The 15,810-nt window shown below is 43.4% G+C and carries 13 protein-coding genes; 6 read left to right on the forward strand and 7 right to left on the reverse strand.

All coding sequences use genetic code 11. The features are described 5' to 3' along the window. The first annotated feature begins 89 nt into the window (after positions 1 to 89). Positions 90 to 1,367, forward strand: a complete 1,278-nt coding sequence (locus KYS23_RS09190) for a beta-propeller fold lactonase family protein (RefSeq protein ID WP_159531697.1) — start codon at positions 90 to 92, stop codon at positions 1,365 to 1,367. A 104-nt stretch (positions 1,368 to 1,471) separates the two neighbouring features. Continuing rightward, on the forward strand, positions 1,472 to 2,494 hold the full coding sequence (locus tag KYS23_RS09195; protein WP_159531695.1) for an alpha/beta hydrolase: 1,023 nt from the start codon (positions 1,472 to 1,474) through the stop codon (positions 2,492 to 2,494). Positions 2,495 to 2,550: 56 nt separating this feature from the next. Here KYS23_RS09195 and KYS23_RS09200 read toward each other — a convergent pair whose 3' ends face one another. After that, positions 2,551 to 4,359 (reverse strand): putative bifunctional diguanylate cyclase/phosphodiesterase, encoded by a 1,809-nt coding sequence (locus tag KYS23_RS09200; protein ID WP_220100281.1) that lies wholly within the window; start codon positions 4,357 to 4,359, stop codon positions 2,551 to 2,553. A 468-nt stretch (positions 4,360 to 4,827) separates the two neighbouring features. Here KYS23_RS09200 and KYS23_RS09205 point away from each other — a divergent pair, with 468 nt between their 5' ends. Continuing rightward, positions 4,828 to 5,019: a substrate-binding domain-containing protein gene (locus tag KYS23_RS09205; RefSeq protein ID WP_338081873.1), complete on the forward strand. Its 192-nt coding sequence runs from the start codon at positions 4,828 to 4,830 to the stop codon at positions 5,017 to 5,019. Between the two features lie 122 nt (positions 5,020 to 5,141). Here KYS23_RS09205 and KYS23_RS09210 read toward each other — a convergent pair whose 3' ends face one another. Further along, entirely contained in the window at positions 5,142 to 5,519 is a 378-nt protein-coding gene (locus tag KYS23_RS09210; protein WP_159534591.1) for a type 2 periplasmic-binding domain-containing protein, read from the reverse strand. Between the two features lie 573 nt (positions 5,520 to 6,092). Here KYS23_RS09210 and KYS23_RS20690 point away from each other — a divergent pair. Beyond that, positions 6,093 to 6,344, forward strand: coding sequence for a hypothetical protein (locus KYS23_RS20690; protein ID WP_159531693.1), 252 nt, complete (start codon positions 6,093 to 6,095; stop codon positions 6,342 to 6,344). Positions 6,345 to 6,355: 11 nt separating this feature from the next. Here KYS23_RS20690 and KYS23_RS09215 read toward each other — a convergent pair whose 3' ends face one another. Genes KYS23_RS09215 through KYS23_RS09225 form a run of 3 tightly spaced genes read right to left on the reverse strand, consistent with a single transcriptional unit; the run spans position 6,356 to position 10,380 of the window. Next, positions 6,356 to 7,396 (reverse strand): HlyD family secretion protein, encoded by a 1,041-nt coding sequence (locus KYS23_RS09215; protein WP_218418443.1) that lies wholly within the window; start codon positions 7,394 to 7,396, stop codon positions 6,356 to 6,358. Positions 7,397 to 7,421: 25 nt separating this feature from the next. Then, positions 7,422 to 8,921 carry an MFS transporter gene (locus KYS23_RS09220; RefSeq protein WP_218418444.1) on the reverse strand — a complete coding sequence of 500 codons (1,500 nt, stop codon included), beginning with the start codon at positions 8,919 to 8,921 and terminating at the stop codon, positions 7,422 to 7,424. Next, on the reverse strand, positions 8,914 to 10,380 hold the full coding sequence (locus tag KYS23_RS09225) for an efflux transporter outer membrane subunit (protein WP_218418445.1): 1,467 nt from the start codon (positions 10,378 to 10,380) through the stop codon (positions 8,914 to 8,916). The genes KYS23_RS09220 and KYS23_RS09225 overlap by 8 nt, the downstream gene beginning before the upstream one ends. Before the next feature lie 262 nt (positions 10,381 to 10,642). Here KYS23_RS09225 and KYS23_RS09230 point away from each other — a divergent pair, with 262 nt between their 5' ends. Continuing rightward, positions 10,643 to 11,296: a TetR/AcrR family transcriptional regulator gene (locus KYS23_RS09230; RefSeq protein WP_218418446.1), complete on the forward strand. Its 654-nt coding sequence runs from the start codon at positions 10,643 to 10,645 to the stop codon at positions 11,294 to 11,296. A gap of 88 nt (positions 11,297 to 11,384) precedes the next feature. Here KYS23_RS09230 and KYS23_RS09235 read toward each other — a convergent pair whose 3' ends face one another. Together KYS23_RS09235 and KYS23_RS09240 are read right to left on the reverse strand one after the other, a co-directional pair. Next, positions 11,385 to 11,627, reverse strand: coding sequence for an HP1242/YdcH family protein (locus KYS23_RS09235; protein ID WP_159531683.1), 243 nt, complete (start codon positions 11,625 to 11,627; stop codon positions 11,385 to 11,387). Positions 11,628 to 11,672: 45 nt separating this feature from the next. Then, positions 11,673 to 12,518, reverse strand: a complete 846-nt coding sequence (locus tag KYS23_RS09240; RefSeq protein ID WP_159531681.1) for an enoyl-CoA hydratase/isomerase family protein — start codon at positions 12,516 to 12,518, stop codon at positions 11,673 to 11,675. A 376-nt stretch (positions 12,519 to 12,894) separates the two neighbouring features. Between KYS23_RS09240 and KYS23_RS09245 the strand changes: the two genes are divergently transcribed. Further along, the gene (locus KYS23_RS09245) at positions 12,895 to 15,465 is read left to right on the forward strand and encodes a M1 family metallopeptidase (protein ID WP_159531679.1); all 2,571 of its coding nucleotides are present in this window, start codon (positions 12,895 to 12,897) and stop codon (positions 15,463 to 15,465) included. Positions 15,466 to 15,810 lie beyond the last annotated feature (345 nt).

Raw genomic sequence — 15,810 nt, forward strand, 5'->3', positions numbered from 1 at the left:
TAAGCGCGTAAACAAATCGCTTTTTGCCAAAGCGCATCAATTTCACCGAATTCAATATTGCTTGTTCAATACATTTAAGGGTTAATGCAATGCTTTGTACCTCTTTATCATCCGCTAAATCTTATATGCAGATAGCTGGCTTGTGCATTTGCTGCGTTGTCTTCTCTTTCTCGGTGAGTGCCGCTAATGCCAACGGTCAGGCTTCCACTGATGGTGAAGTTCGTCAGGAACCACTATCCCCCAGTTTGGTTGACGTTGAACGCTACCCTGAAGCAGATGTTACCCAACCAGTCCCTCAATTTAGTGCAGATGCAAGTTGGCCTACAATGCCGAAAACATTGATTATTGGTCAGGTGCCGGGGTTGTCTGTAGATAAAAACGATAACGTGTGGATACTACATCGACCAAATTCACTGAGTAAGCTTGATGTAGGGCTTTCCAACAAGATGGGACTGTGCTGTGAAGCTGCCCCTCACGTCTTACAATTCTCTGCGCAAGGCGACTTACTGAAAGCGTGGGGCGGGCCTGAAATATCACCTTCAATAAACGGCGAAAACCAGTGGCCAGCAACAGTCCATGGACTTTATGTGGATGAAGAAAGCACGGTGTGGTTAGGCGGCAATGGCGATGGCGATCATGTGGTGCTTAACTTCACTGAAAATGGGGAATTTATACGCCAGTTTGGCACTCGCGGGAAAACCGACGGCAACTTAAGTAAATCAATGTTAGGTAATCCTGCCGACATTTTTCATAACACCCTGACTAACAAAGTTTTTATTGCCGACGGGTATATTAATAAACGCGTGGCGGCGTTTAACACAGATGCCAACGAGTTTGACCAACTATGGGGTGCGTACGGCACTGCACCCGGCGGCGGTACGCGAGAAGGCGCGTTCGATGTTTCTCAAGCTACCGCCAATGCCGGTGCTACCAGCACACAAGCGCAAAATTTTGGCGACATTGTGCATTGTGTAACCCTAGCAACTGACGGCAGAATATATGTGTGCGATAGACGGAATAATCGGATTCAAGTATTCAAAGCTGATGAGAGTGGCACGGTTAATTTCGTGCAAGACGTGATAGTGGCTGGCGAAACCGGCGGCTTAGGTACAGCTTCTGACATCGCATTTTCGCCAGACAATAAATACATGTACGTGGCCGATATGATGAATGGTCGCATTTGGATTTTATTACACGAAAACTATCAAGTGTTGGGAAGTTTTGGTCGTCCTGGCCGCTACCCTGGTCAGTTTACTTGGTTACATAGTGTGGTAGCTGACAGCAAGGGTAATCTGTACACCTCGGAAGTCAGTACAGGCCGACGAGTACAAAAATTTGTATTAACAGGCTTTGAGAATAATCAATAGCGCTAGGCAAATCGGCTAAGTAAAAAAGTTGAACAATAGCGGTAAGCACCAGAACTAGACACCAAAGCCAAGCCATAGAATAAGTCACAGCAATAAGGATAATAATGGTTCGACATAAAAGCGTTAAATCACACCATGTAAGAAGAAGGCTTAATGTAAGTTTGCGCCTTGGAGCTGGGGCATTAAATACAGTGCTAACTAATTCGGTGCGATTGAGTGAATGGTTATTAAGCCTATTACTATTAAGTACAGCGACCGCTGTATACGCTGATGTCGATATAAGTAGCCAAGGCGAAAGCAATATTGCAACCTTAAGCCAAAACGTAACCTTAAGCCAAAACGTAACCTTGAGCTCGGGTGCCAATGGGGTACTGGAAAAGCCTGGCTGCACCGTTAAAAACGATTCAAATGTTAATGTAAAAGGCGCAGTGCTGTTAATTCACGGTTGGGCAGGGCAAAAAGACGAAGTAGGCGACTTATATAAAGATTTGGCTCATCAGTTAAGTACGCATTGCATAGCCTCTGTTAGATTTGATGTTCGAGGTGAAGCTGAGCGTGAAGCAAGTAACTATACGTTGTCGAGTACCTTTAAAAGCCGCGTAGAAGATGCTCAGGCTGGGCTAGATTACTTGCAAGCGCAATACCCTAGTACACGACTGGTAGTGGTAGGGTTTAGTTTAGGGGGCGCGACAGCTATGGAGTTGGTCAGTACGCACCCTAAAGTTTTCGATGGTATGGTGTTATGGTCCACAGCGCTAAACCCAAATGAAATAGTCACGAATGCGCAGAACTATAAAGAAGTTCGACAAGCGTTAGAAGAGGGGCAGAGCACGTTAAAAAGCTGGGTTGATTTGACCCTGACCCGCAAGCACGTAGTGGGAATGTTAGGTTACAACCCTATTCGAAACTTAGGTGATTTTGAAGGGGAGTTATTAGCGATAAGAGGCTCGAACGACTATTTACCTGCCCATGAAAAAGTCATTTTTGAGGCGAGTAATGCGGTTCGTGAAGATGCCTATTACCTAGGTGGCGCCGATCATATATTCAACGTTTATGAGCCTGATACGAGCAAAAAAGAAGAAGTGCTGACTTTATCAGTTAACTGGATCAAGCAGCTACTTAATTAATGAAAGTTGTTTTTCAGACAAAGGCTGAAAACACAGTGCAGGAAAAAGCCGCCATGTTAAGTGTTACGGTTTAACAAAAATTCTATTAACGCGTTTTCAGGCAATGGTGTAGACCAGAAATAACCTTGCCCAATGTCGCAGCCAAGTGACAGGAGCTTTTGCAAGGTTTCTTCATCTTCAATCCCTTCCGCAACCGTCTTCAAGCCTAAACTGGCTGCCATATTGATAATCGCGCCTACCAGAGACTCATCGTGCTCAGAGAAACATAACGGGATAATAAAAGATCTATCTACTTTAAGCTTGGATGCGTTAAAATTTCGAAGATAACCCAAGTTAGAATAACCAGTTCCAAAGTCATCAATGGCAATGGTAATGCCAAGCTCACTCAGTGACGCGAGCTGCTTTTGTATTTGCTCGGTTTCGTCAATCAATAAGGATTCGGTAAGCTCTAGTTCTAAGGCTTCAGGAGGTAAACTTGCTTCATACAATGCACTTTCTATAGTGCGTTGAAGCTGGCCGTCTTTAAACTGCATCACCGATAAATTCACCGCCATGCGTATGTCATGATGACCTTGCTGGCGCAATTTGGCACAAAATAGGGTGGCTTGACGTATTACCCAGCTACCTAGTTCATTAATTAAGCCGCTACCTTCTGCCAAGGGGATGAATAGGTCCGGTGGGATCATACTGCCATCAGGTTGAGGCCAGCGTAATAGTGCTTCTAAGGTGTCAACTTTGCCACTTTTTAAATCTACAATGGGCTGGTAGTGCAGTTCGAATTGCTGTTCACTCAGCGCGGGGCGCAAGAGCTGTAGCATTTTAAACTTGTTTTCGCTGGCTTTGTCTAAGCTCTCATTGTAATGGTGATAGGTATTGCGGCCATCTTGTTTCGCTTTGTACATGGCGATATCGGCTTTACGGCACAACTGCTTAAAATCAGTGCCATCTCTAGGTGCGCTAGCTGTACCTAAAGAGGCTGAAACCGTTACCTGGGTTTGAAATATATCGAAAACAGATGCGCACTGCTCAATCAGAGAATTAGCGAGGGACGTCAATTCATTAGTTTGAGGGGTGATTGGGGCAATAACCAGAAATTCGTCACCGCCGAAGCGGATGAGATATTGTTTTGGCGACAAGATTGCAGTTAGCTGTTGGGTAAGTAGTTTAAGCAATTGATCGCCAGCTGCATGGCCTAAGGCATCGTTAATAGGCTTGAAATTATCTAAATCAATAAACAGAATTGCTAATGACAGCCCATTTTCTTCACACTCGCTTAGCGATAAGTTAAATAGGGTTTCACCATAAAGCCGGTTAGGTAAGTTTGTTAGGCTATCGTGGTGCGCTAAATGCTGAATTTGCATGCGACTTTGGGCCACTTTTATATTTTCTCGCTGCAGAGATGTCATCAGATTTTTGATATCACGAACTAAAATGTAAACACTAAAACCCGTGACGATAAATATTACTAATGTAAAAATTAAATGCTCCCAGCTAAGCGACGGGATATTGGGGCTAATAACGCCTTGAAGTGATAACCCGACAATCAGAACACATTGCAAAATAACGAAAGAAAGTAGCGTTAAAAACAAGCCTACACCGCCTAAAATAGCAGCGAAAATTATCAGGGTGGGGTAACCCAAAATAGCTAGGTCGAATAACCCTGCACCGGTTGCCGCTAGCGCGAACAACATGGAAGACAATGACACCAGCAGGGTAGAAGCCGAGGCAAGTACTTTATGTTTATAAGCGAATACAAACGCAGCAATTAGGCAGGTAAGGCCGGCGGCAATAATGAAAAAGGTAATGTTTCGAGCCACAGAAAGAGAAGCCACTAGCCCGAGGGCAGACACTCCACAAATTTGCATGAGTCTACGGCGACGTATTTGATTAAAAGCGTCTTTATCTATGGTTAACGCAGAGTTAGAAATTGTGAGCTCTTTCTAGTGACTAAAGGCCTTGGGATATGTATTTATAATAGCTCACTTTTCCGGTGAGGTAGATTAATTCCAGCGCTTGTATTAATACCTTGAGCTGCCTCCCGATACTTATGCACAACGTCGGAATGTGCTATAGATGGTGTTAAACCATTTCTTGCTCATTTACTCACTCTCTCTCAGTTCAATATATTAGCCACTTCTTTTGACACTTTTTCATACTCAATTGATTCGATAAAGCCTATCGAGAACGTTTTAGGCGTATTCAGAAACTTGTTTTTTCCTTTTCCGACCGAAACCGAGCACCGTCATATTGCCCTTACTACCGAACTTTTAGCGCACTTAAAACCAAGAAGGGGTAGTGTTCCTGACGAGGTTTCTTTGTGAGGTTTTGATGATATTCCCATGACAGCGTTTTTTAAAGTACCTGTTACGGTAGTAAAGCAAGAGCCTTACATTATAGGAAAAGAAGCTGCACAACTGCTTCTTGAATTGATAGAAGATAAAGACAAGCATTCACAAAAAATTATGATTTCCTGCTCAGTAACGCAAAGAGACTCTTGCGCTAGCCCGAAGAGAAAAGGGGGGTAGTAAACGCGAGAGGAATAGGTGAATTTTGCTGTGGGGCGTAGGGTTTACTTGATACTTAATGGCAAATGAAAAAAGCGCTTTCAATATGATTAAAAGCGCTCTTGTTGCAAAATTTTATCTAGTTAGAAGCTACCGACTACGGTGACAGAGTCATTCGCTAAACTCTCATCCACAAAGCCAATAGTGTTTGGATTATCAGCAACAAGTTGCAGCATTTCTTCTTGTGTAGATACCTCTTCCGGGGGCGTTCCTTGGCCAGTAAAAACTAATTTAGACCAAAACGCAGAGTATTGGCTCTCTGATTTACCTAGCACGCCAGTATTAAAGGCACCACGAACGTCATTACCTTGTTCAAATGTTAAAGGAAGTGCTTTGCTTCCGTCAGGAAATGCTTTCATTTTGCCAAGATAGATTCTTTTGACGGATTCGGCATCAATACCCGAACTATTTTTTGCACTAACGATAATTACGTTTGCTGCACTTACAGGAAGTGCACACATTAAACTAAGTAATAGGACCGCTTTCGCTTTCATTTTCATTATTCCTTAAAATACTAAATCTAAAGATACTGCTATTGCAGGGGGCGATTGCTCTATCGTAAGGCGTTAGTCGATAGCGCCGTTGCGTCTGTGTCGTCGAATCCAGCATGTATCCTGCTAGGCGCGATAATTACGTATTAATTCTTCGAACTTAGAATAGTATAAGTTCAGTATATTAGCAGTGAAAGCTTATGCAAAATGTTAAATCCTCCATACTGAACGTTAATGTGCCTACTTTTACCTTTAAAAAATAAACAAAGATGCAGACTTCCACTACGACATACCCAGAATAAATACCTAAAACCGAATACCTCACATAATTACCTGAGTGTTATTATGGAGATATGAGCCTTAACACCATAATAGGTGAAGTTTTCGGGAACTTCCATTAATGACAAGCTAAGCGTGTGCCCAATAGGTTTATGGATTGGTGTATTATCAATAATTAGCGTATGTGGAAAGGATGCTTGTTGTTGCCACAGATGTTTAAATTTAGCATCGCCAGGAACGAGTTGATTCATAAAGTGGGCAGATATGGCAAAACCAAACAAAAAGGGGCCAGTTCGAACAGTGCAAATAGCCTGCGCGAAATGTAAAACCCCCATTTTTAAATACCGTAAAGGTGGTAAAGGAGCATTAGTAAAGTGTTTTAAGGAGCGTATTGTTGAAAACTATACCACCACACCTTGCCAATGCCCGGGCTGCGAGCAGTCTTTTGCTCGAGAAGCTCTCGTGCGGGGCGCTCCTGCTTATAAAATAATTGGCGGCAAAGTGACTATGAAATAGTAAAACTCGCGTTATTTGCCAACGCTAGTTTCTATGGTTGTAACTACCGACATGCCCACCCGTAAATCTTCAATATGTTCTTGTGTCCCGTCTAAACCAATGCGTATGGGGAGGCGCTGAACAATCTTTGTGAAATTTCCTGTCGCATTGTGTGGGGCAACTGCAGAATAACTGACATTACTTGCTGGTCCTAAGCTGGCTACCTTACCCTTCAGGGTGATACCCGGTAAGGCATCGACTTCAACGTTTACGGTTTGGCCCGCTTTAATATGTGCCAATTGCGTTTCTCGGTAGTTTGCCGTGATATATAAAGTATTACTAGGGACGACTACCATCAAAGGTTCCCCTGTATTTATGTACTCACCAACCCGCGCTAGTTTCTTCCCAATGATACCGTCTATAGGGGCATAAAACTTTGTGTAGGACAGTTTAAGCGTTTGAGTGTCAAGGTTTGCTTCGGCAAGTTCAAGCGCAGCTCTGGCTGCATCCAAACTTGCTTTAAGTACCTGGGTTTGCTGCAGTGTAAAGGTTAGTTCTGCTTTACTTTTCGCTACGTTAGCCTGAGCAATAGTAAGTTGAGCATCCGCTTGTTGTAGTGCTTGCTTACTACCTGAACCATCTTGGGCGAGGTTGCTGAAACGAGTTTGATTCGCTTTTGCTAAGGCGAGCGCGGCTTTACTCGCTTTATACGTTGCCTCTGCTTGTTCAATCTTTGTGTGTTGTTGAGATAATTTCGCTTTAATACTCGCGAGGTTCGCATTAGCACTATGGGCTTTCGCTTTGCTAGCGGCAACGGCAAGCTTAACGTCATCATCTTCAATTAAAACCATTAGGTCACCTTGTTTGACCTGCTGGTGTTCCTCGACTAAAACGGCTTTAACCGTACCTGATAACTTTGCTCCCACCGAACTGAAGTCGGCTTCTATGTAAGCGTCGTTTGTGGTTTGGAAGGCGCTGTTAGATTCTGGTTCATTTAAATAAACTACAGTGCCCACTGCTAAGACGACAAGTACGCTAGCGATAGTCAATTTGATAGGGCGGGGTAATGCCATAATTTGTTATCCTTGCTAAAAATGATTAATTGGTTACAGGTGAGCTGGGCGCTGGCACGTGAGTCATACTGAGCACGATGGGGATCAGCAGGCATGCAAGCACACCAAATAGACGGTAAATATCGGCTATTGATAGCGTAAGCGATTGCTGAGCGAAAACGTGTGACAACTCTGCAGGGTTCAGTATGGGTAAATATGAACTTGATGTTGACGCGTGCCCGATAAGCGTATCTGTATGCAAACTGCCGCGCTGCGTCAAAAGGTGGCCTACTAATGCGCCGCCTAACAATGTTCCTAATACCCGCAACGTATTGATAATACCTGAGAAGTAAGGGCCTTCGTGTGGTTGAACCACGCTTGTCATCAGAAACAGCATAGACACCACCGCCATAGGTTGCCCAATGGCTTGCAAAACTTGCGTTACTAAAAATTGATCACGGTTCCAGCTGCTGGTAATACCGGCACTTATGAAACACGCGATACCAATAGTTAATAAACCTATGGCGAACACAACACGTGCATCAACCCACTTTTTATATAGCAGTATGGCTACCACAGAACCCAACACTAGCTGAGGCAGGGCGATGATCAGTGCAAGTTGAGACGATTGGAGTACTCGATAATCTTGTACTGCAGTTAAAAAGTTCATGGGTAGCACCGTCGCTGACATGAACACAATTAGTATTAGAGTAAAGATGAGCGATCCTAACCCTAAATTTCTGCGTCCGAGTAGTCGCAAACTTATAAAGGGAGTAGGGTGGTACCACTCAGTAATAAGATAAAGAGCGAGCAAAGCGCCCCCATTTATTGATGCTAGGGTGATTAAGGTGGAATTGAACCAGTCTAAACGTTCCCCTTGTGTAAGAGCGATAGTTAGCAGCGCCATGCCAATTACGCCTAAGCCCATGCCTAGCCAATTCCCTTCTTTAAATCGCGCATACTTGGTGGCTTCCTTCGGTGCCCCCCAACGTACCAACGCAATAGCCACAAAACACAGCGGGATAACTTGCCAATATATAAGGCGCCAATTGTTTACCTCATCAGTCCATTGTCCGGTTAACCAAATAGCAATATTAGGCGAAAATGTCGCTGTCATGGCGTATAGCGCTAGCCCATGCAAACGTATATGCAGCGGCAATGCTTTTAACGCCATCATCATCAATAGTGGAACAAGAGCCCCACTGGCTACGCCTTGAACGAACCTGAGCGCGATAACCAGTGATAAGTCATTGACGAAGGGCAAGGTAAGCGCAATCAATGCGATAATTATCACCATGTAGGTGTGAAAACGACGAACCGAAAAGGTAATGGCAAACCATGTCGCAAAGGGGGTAATGAGTATTTCCCCTGCTAAATAGCTGGTGGTTATCCATGAGCCACCATCTACCCCAAAGCCAAGCGCGCCACGCACGTCCACTAATCCCAAGGTGCCAACTCTGTTGTTAAGACCTGCCATCATCGCACTGATAAATATACCAAGTAACGCTGCTAGAATTTTGGTGGGTGGTAAAGCAGGTTTACTCATCGCTCACCTCTATTGCGTTCCAGCCGCCGCCCAACGATTTATATAAAGACACCAAGCTTAAGCTTGTACTGGTCACACTTTCGCTCAGTGCAAGTTGGCTATCGAGTAAATTGCGCTGTGCGGTTAATACATCAAGATAGTTTCCCGCTCCTTGTTCAAAACGGCGTTCTGCAAAGTGAAGCGCCTGTTGATAGCCATGGTAGGCTTTTTCAAGGGCATCATGATGGCTTCGCATAGACGCAAGTCCATCGAGGGCATTGTCTACTTCGTGCCACGCATTTAGTACGGTTTTTCGGTAAGTGATAGCCGCACTTTTTTGAGCTTCTTCGGTTAGCTCTAAGCGTTTTTCGAGCTTCCCACCTTGGAAAATAGGTAAGTAAATAGCTGGGCCCATACTAAAAAAACTGGCATCCCATGTGGCTAAGTCGCCACTTTCAAATGACTCGAACCCCGTGCGGCCAACTAAGGTAATGCGCGGATAGAAGTTAGCTTGTGCCACCCCAATATCAGCAGTGGCTTTATGAAGCCTAGCTTGGGCAGAGAGCACATCAGGGCGTTGTTGCGCTAACTCACTGGGTATGCCAATGGGAATGGTATTAGGTAGCGAAGGTTGGGGCATGGCATCAATAAGCAGTGCATCGAGTGCGTGCGGCGATTCACCAAGCAAGATAGCAATACTGTTCATTTGCGCATTTCTTTTTGCAATAATTCTGGGGATTTGCGCTTCCACCGTGGCTAGCTGAGCCTCTGCCATCGACATATCATAGCGCGTAGCAAAACCATTGTTAGCTTGGTTACTAACCAGTTTTAGTTTATGCGCTGCAATAGCTTTATTGTGTTGCACAATCTGTAATTGGCTTTGCGTACCTCTAAGTTGTAGATATTGGTGGGCAACTTCGGCCATCAAGCTAACCTTAAAGGCTTCTCGGTCTAGAAGCGTTGCCTTTAACTCAGCCATAGCACCTTCTTCGGTACGCTTGATATGACCCCACAAGTCGATTTCCCAGCTTGCATCGAAGCCTGTTTGCCAGTAGTTGTTTCCACTGTCTTTAGCGCCAAGCGCTGCAAATTTACTCTTGTCACTAATATCTTCACGGGTGTAGTCACCAAAAAAAGATACTTGGGGGAGTTTATTGGCTTTGGTTATTCCTAAGCGTGCTCGGCTTTGCTCAATGCGACTCGCGGTAAGTTGTAAATCCAGATTGGCATGTTCAGCTCGCGCGGCAAGTTCAGTCAGGATAGGGTCATTAAATTGCGACCACCATGAAGCGGAAATCATGGTATTAGAGACATTATATTGCTGAACGTAGTCTCTATTATTCTCTATATCCGTTATTGAATAAGCTTCTTTAGGAATAGTAAAGGTTGGACCTACTGTGCAACCAGCAAGAAGCGCAATGCCTACAGAAAGAGTCAGACTTTTAAGCCTAAGGGCTGTTTTGAAGTAGTGGGTGCGCATAGCAATAGAATCTCTTGGTGTTGGTTATTACAAATCATAAAATCGAACCGAACTTATCGGTACAGTTTAAAGTCGAAAGAAAATCAACTCACTATTTAATAGTGAATCGATTTTCAGGGAATTCGTGGTCTTTTAGACTTAGTGTTATTAATTCTCAGAAAAATTTTTGGGAAGAGAATAATATTGAACTGTACCGCTAAGTTCGGTACTATAAGGTTGAATTGAAGAATTGTCAATAACGCTTAGGGTTGGGTAGTGCACAATGACGATAGCAAATGAACAAGAAAACGTAGCGCAAGCGCTTGGTAAGACACTAGGGGCAAAGGCCATCACGGTTTTACAGGCGGCAAGAAAGGTATTTTTAGCCCATGGATTTTCTAATGCTACAACTGACATGATTCAGCGAGAAGCGGGAGTATCTAAGTCTACGGTTTATGCGCATTTTGCCAACAAAGAAACCCTTTTCAGTGCGGTTGTACAGACCGAATGCTTTTCCACCTCGACTAGTATGCGTACCATTCGATATAAACCCGGACAGTTACGCGACGTGTTACGCGAGGTCGCTAACGTGTACTTGAATGTTGTTCTATCTAAATCAGGGGCAGCATTAGCGCGTATGGTCATTGCAGAGGTAGAGCGCTTTCCGAATTTAGGTAAAATTTTCTATGAATCTGGCCCGCGGGCGAGCATTAAGGTTGTCGCAAATATTATTGTTTCAGCGAATGAAGCAGGTGATCTAGAGCTCGGGTCATTAACGAGTGAAGGTGCGGCGAGAATATTTATTGGTTCAGTGAGAAGTGAGTTACAACTCTATTATTTAACTCACCCAGATGATATGCCTACAAAAGCACAAAAAGAGCAGTGGATCACGTTAATTGTCGATACCTTCACGCGAGCTTACGGTAAGAGCGCTTAGTGTAAAATGAACATTCATACCCCCTGTTGTACTAAGTAATACGTGCAACAGAGGGCGTAAGAAATTACCTATTAAATCTGCTTATTATTTACGTTGCTGCTTGTAACTTGTTGTACAGCGTATCTTTGAGTACTGCGCGGTCATGCTTCATTTGATGCAGTGTTTCGTCGCTGGTTGGACCGCCTTTTAGCTCAAGCTTGCGGATTTCTTCATCTAACGCGTTGTATTGTTTGGTCTCGCTGGCAAACGTACTGTCGCTTTCTACAAGTTTTTCAATAACGGCTTTGTATTCTGGAAAGTCAGATTGTAACGAGTGGTTTTCACCTAACATAATATGCTCCTAAAATTTTTGTTCACTAAAATGTTTCAAGTAGTGTTAGTTAATATCTTGTACGGCTACAACGAGATCATTCCAATTACGTTGATTTTCCATGTCGTATTCCATGCCTTTAATGTCGGCTTCGTTAAATCGTTTAACGGCAGGGGTTTTACTGGTTGCTTGATAGAGCCAGTAAGCTTCTGCACGTAACGCTTCATCTATAGGTTTATCGATAGACTCATAAACGGCTTGTTTACAGGCATTAATCGATTCTGCGGGAAACAGCGCAATGCGTTTAGCAAGGGCGTCTACATATGGGCCTATTTCATCGGGCTCCAGCGCTTTATTAATGGTGCCGTAAGCTTCGGCTTCATCGGCGCTAAAATCACGGGCACTTAAAATTATTTCTAGAGCACGGCCAAGGCCTGTTTGACGAGCCATCCGAGATGCGCCACCACCACAAGGTAATATTCCCATGCCTACTTCCATTTGCATGAACTTGTATTTGCCGCGAGCGGCGAAACGCATATCGCAAGCTAAGGCAAATTCATGACCACCACCTCGGGCAAACCCTTCAAGTTTCGCGATTGTGGCCTGTGGCAATTTGCTGATACGTTCTAATACCACTTGAAGGTCGAGCAATTTCACATCGCTGCGAGCTACCGCTTCGGTAGACATATCTTTTAGAAGGTTAGTGTCATAGTGACAAACCCAAATTTCCGGATTAGCTGATTGGAACACCACAACCTTGACGGTGCGATCGCACTCAAGTCGCATAGCAAGACCCATTAGGTCTTCTAGCATTTCTTGGCCCTGAACATTAACGGGGCCGAAATCGAAAGTGACGGTAAGTATTGCACCGTCTTGCTTTGCGGTAAAAGTGGTATAGCCGTTATACGCCATGATAGTTTCCTCTGATTGCTTAATTGTTAAGTCATTCTATAGATGTGTTTAACTTTCCATTAAAAGACTAGCAGTGCTTGGGTGGCTAAATAATCGGTAAAACCGTGAATACAGTTTATGTATTTTGTTGAAGATAGGATTTGTGCTGCGAATGTCATCACTGCGTGTTTGAGGTGAAAGGAAGGCGGGGAAAGTTGGTAGTAAGATGGAGGAACTCTCTGTTGTAACGGACATTTTTCGTAACAATTTCAAGTTTGATTTGCGACCGCCTACGTTGCGTACCGTGACAAACCTAATTATGCTCCCTCGCGATTATACTTGGGGCAATGCTCCGGCTTCAGGGACTCAGTTCCCTCTCTACATGGAATTATAAGATATGAGACGAATCATAACGTTGTTCAGTTGTGTTTTGGCGCTGCTAACAACACAAGCGATAGCAAAAGATGTGGAATACCGTTTACCCTCTTCCGTTACGCCAACCTTTCAAGATATTCATTTACACCTTGATCCCGATGCACCAGATTACTCTGGTTCTACTCGCATAAACCTTACGGTTAATTCAGCCACTAAAAAAGTAGGCTTTTATCAGCAAGATCTTGTCGTCACTCATGCCGAGCTTATTCAAAACGAGCGCGTAATAGCACTTAATGTTGAAGAAGGCGAGTACAACATGAATTGGGGTATGGCTGATGCTAACATTGCACCAGGTAAATACACGCTTGTCATCAACTTCGAAGGTAAGGTAAATACTTCATCTGATGGGATGTATTTATCTCGTTTTGAAGAGACAAACTACCTATTTACGCAGTTTGAAGATATGCATGCACGTAAAGCCTTTCCTAGCTTCGACGAACCTGCATTTAAAATAGCGTATCAAATGACAATTACAGCCCCTGAAAAACAAGTTGTTGTGTCGAATACGCCCGTGGAAACTCGAGAAGTTAGCGAAGGCATGCAAACGGTTAAGTTTGAAAAAACCAAACCTATGCCAACCTACTTAATTGCTTACACCGTAGGGCCGTTCGATAGCGCAGAATTAAAAGGCTTGTCGGTACCTGGTAAAATCTACGTGCCTAAAGGCTATGCAGATAAAACAAAATTTGTGGTGAAACATACCCCTGAAATTTTAGCCACGCTAGAAGATTTCTTTGCTATTAAATACCCTTACAAAAAACTCGATTTTGTTGCAGTGCCTAACTTCACGCACGGTGCGATGGAAAACGTAGGGCTAATTACTTATCGCGACAGCTTATTGTTATTAGAAGACGAGCCGGGTTTAACGGAACGCAAAGGCCCGCTTAACGTTATTGCACATGAATTGGCACACCAATGGTTTGGTAACTTAGTTACCATGGCGTGGTGGGACGATTTGTGGCTAAACGAAGCGTTTGCCTCGTGGGCTGCCAGCTATACCATGATGGAGCTGTACCCAGAGCTTAATTTTGCCGATCGTATCGTGCAAGAATCTGCGTTCGGTGCCGACGCAAGCCCTACCGTTAAACCGGTTAAGAAAGTGGTTCGTACTCAGCCAGATGTAATGGATGGCTTGGGACTTAATTACTCAAAAGGCGAGTCTATTTTGCAAATGATAGAGTCGCTAATTGGTACTGAAAAGTTCCGTGAAGGTGTACGTAACTATATGAACACCCATGCGTGGGGCAATACGGTTGCTGACGATTTATGGGCTGCCCTTGATGGTGTTTCAGATATTAATCTAAGTGCCATGATGAAAGCCTACTTAGAACAACCTGCTTACCCACTTATTAGTATTAACGATAACGGCACTATCACCCAAGAGCGCTTTCATTATGCGGGCGCTAGCGTAGAAGCTCAAACATGGGCTGTTCCACTCAAACTTACTTATAAAGTAAACGGAAAAGTGAAGCAGGAAGTGGTATTTATCGATAAAGCCAAAACCACATTGCCACAACTTGCCGAAGCAGAATGGGTATTTCCTAACGATAACGCCACAGGCTATTTTCGTTGGGCCATTTCAGCAAAGCAGATGGGCAAACTTCTAAACGACCTCAATGTACTTAATAACCGCGAAAAGAAAAATGTGTTGTATAACATGCAAGCATTACTTAACGCGGGCAAGGTGAGTATTGATAGCATAATGCCAGTATTAACGGCATTGGCAAAAGACAAGGACCCTGTTGTTAAACGTGCCGCGGTAGGCGTTTTGGGTGAGTTTGACTACTTAATTAACGACGATAATAAAGCAAATTATGCTGCCTTGTTGAATCAAGAGTACTTACCTTTGCTAAACGAACTTACACTAACGCCAAAAAGCGGTGAATCAGAAAGTATAATCAGTCTTCGAAATCAGCTTTATAGTTTGCTTGGAAACAGAGCAAACAACGAAACACTGATAAAAAAGAGTGAATTGATAGCCAAGCAATACATCGAAGATAGCAGTGCAGTTCCTGCGGGTATTGCTGGCACCGCGATAGGTATCACCACGAAGTATACTGAAGATGATCTTTACGATACGTTAGTGGCCGCATTCAAAGAAGCGCAACTACCAAATGTTAAACGCACTTTGCTTTATTCAATGCGCTACACCGATGAAGCTACGGTAAATAAGATGCTAGATTTAGCATTAACCGATGATATTACGCCTGCCAACACGCTTTATATGTTGGTAAGAGTATCGCGTAATCTTGAGCTTAAAACCGTATTGTATAAATGGTTAAACAAAAATTTAGATGCATTGATTGCCAAGATGCCTGATTACCATGTATCTCGTATGCCTGAATTTGTATCTACTACCTGTAGTGCTGAAAACTTAGACATGGCTAAAACATTCTACGAGCCAATCAAAGATGAGCATGAAGGAATGGCGCGTAGTTTCGACATTATGTTGGATGAATCGAACCAGTGTTTGCGTTTAAAAGCGACATACCAAGAAGACTTTAATAAATTCTTAGCCAAATACGGTAAGTGAATATAAGATTTAATTAATGTCTTTATAAATCAACAGCATTACTGTCACTCAACGCAAGAGGCTGCCATTCGGTAGCCTCTTTTTTATTTTCTACTCCAAAATGTCATAAAAGAGGGCGGTAAGCTTCAATTTTGTTACGACCCTAGTTTTTGCACGAAATTTACACACTTAGTTTTACCTGTACCAAAGTACACTTGAGTTAAACAAAAAATAAACTTATTTAAAAGAAATAAAGCTTTGTTTTTTATGGCTAAATAAAAAACTGTTATTATTTTGCACAAGTTCTTGCTGTGTATACGCAAGTATATAAATTTATACGTTCCTAAAAAAAGTGGACGACAACAA

Source organism: Alteromonas lipotrueae, from assembly GCF_019249255.1.
In the GTDB taxonomy this organism is placed as follows: Bacteria; Pseudomonadota; Gammaproteobacteria; order Enterobacterales; family Alteromonadaceae; genus Alteromonas; species Alteromonas lipotrueae.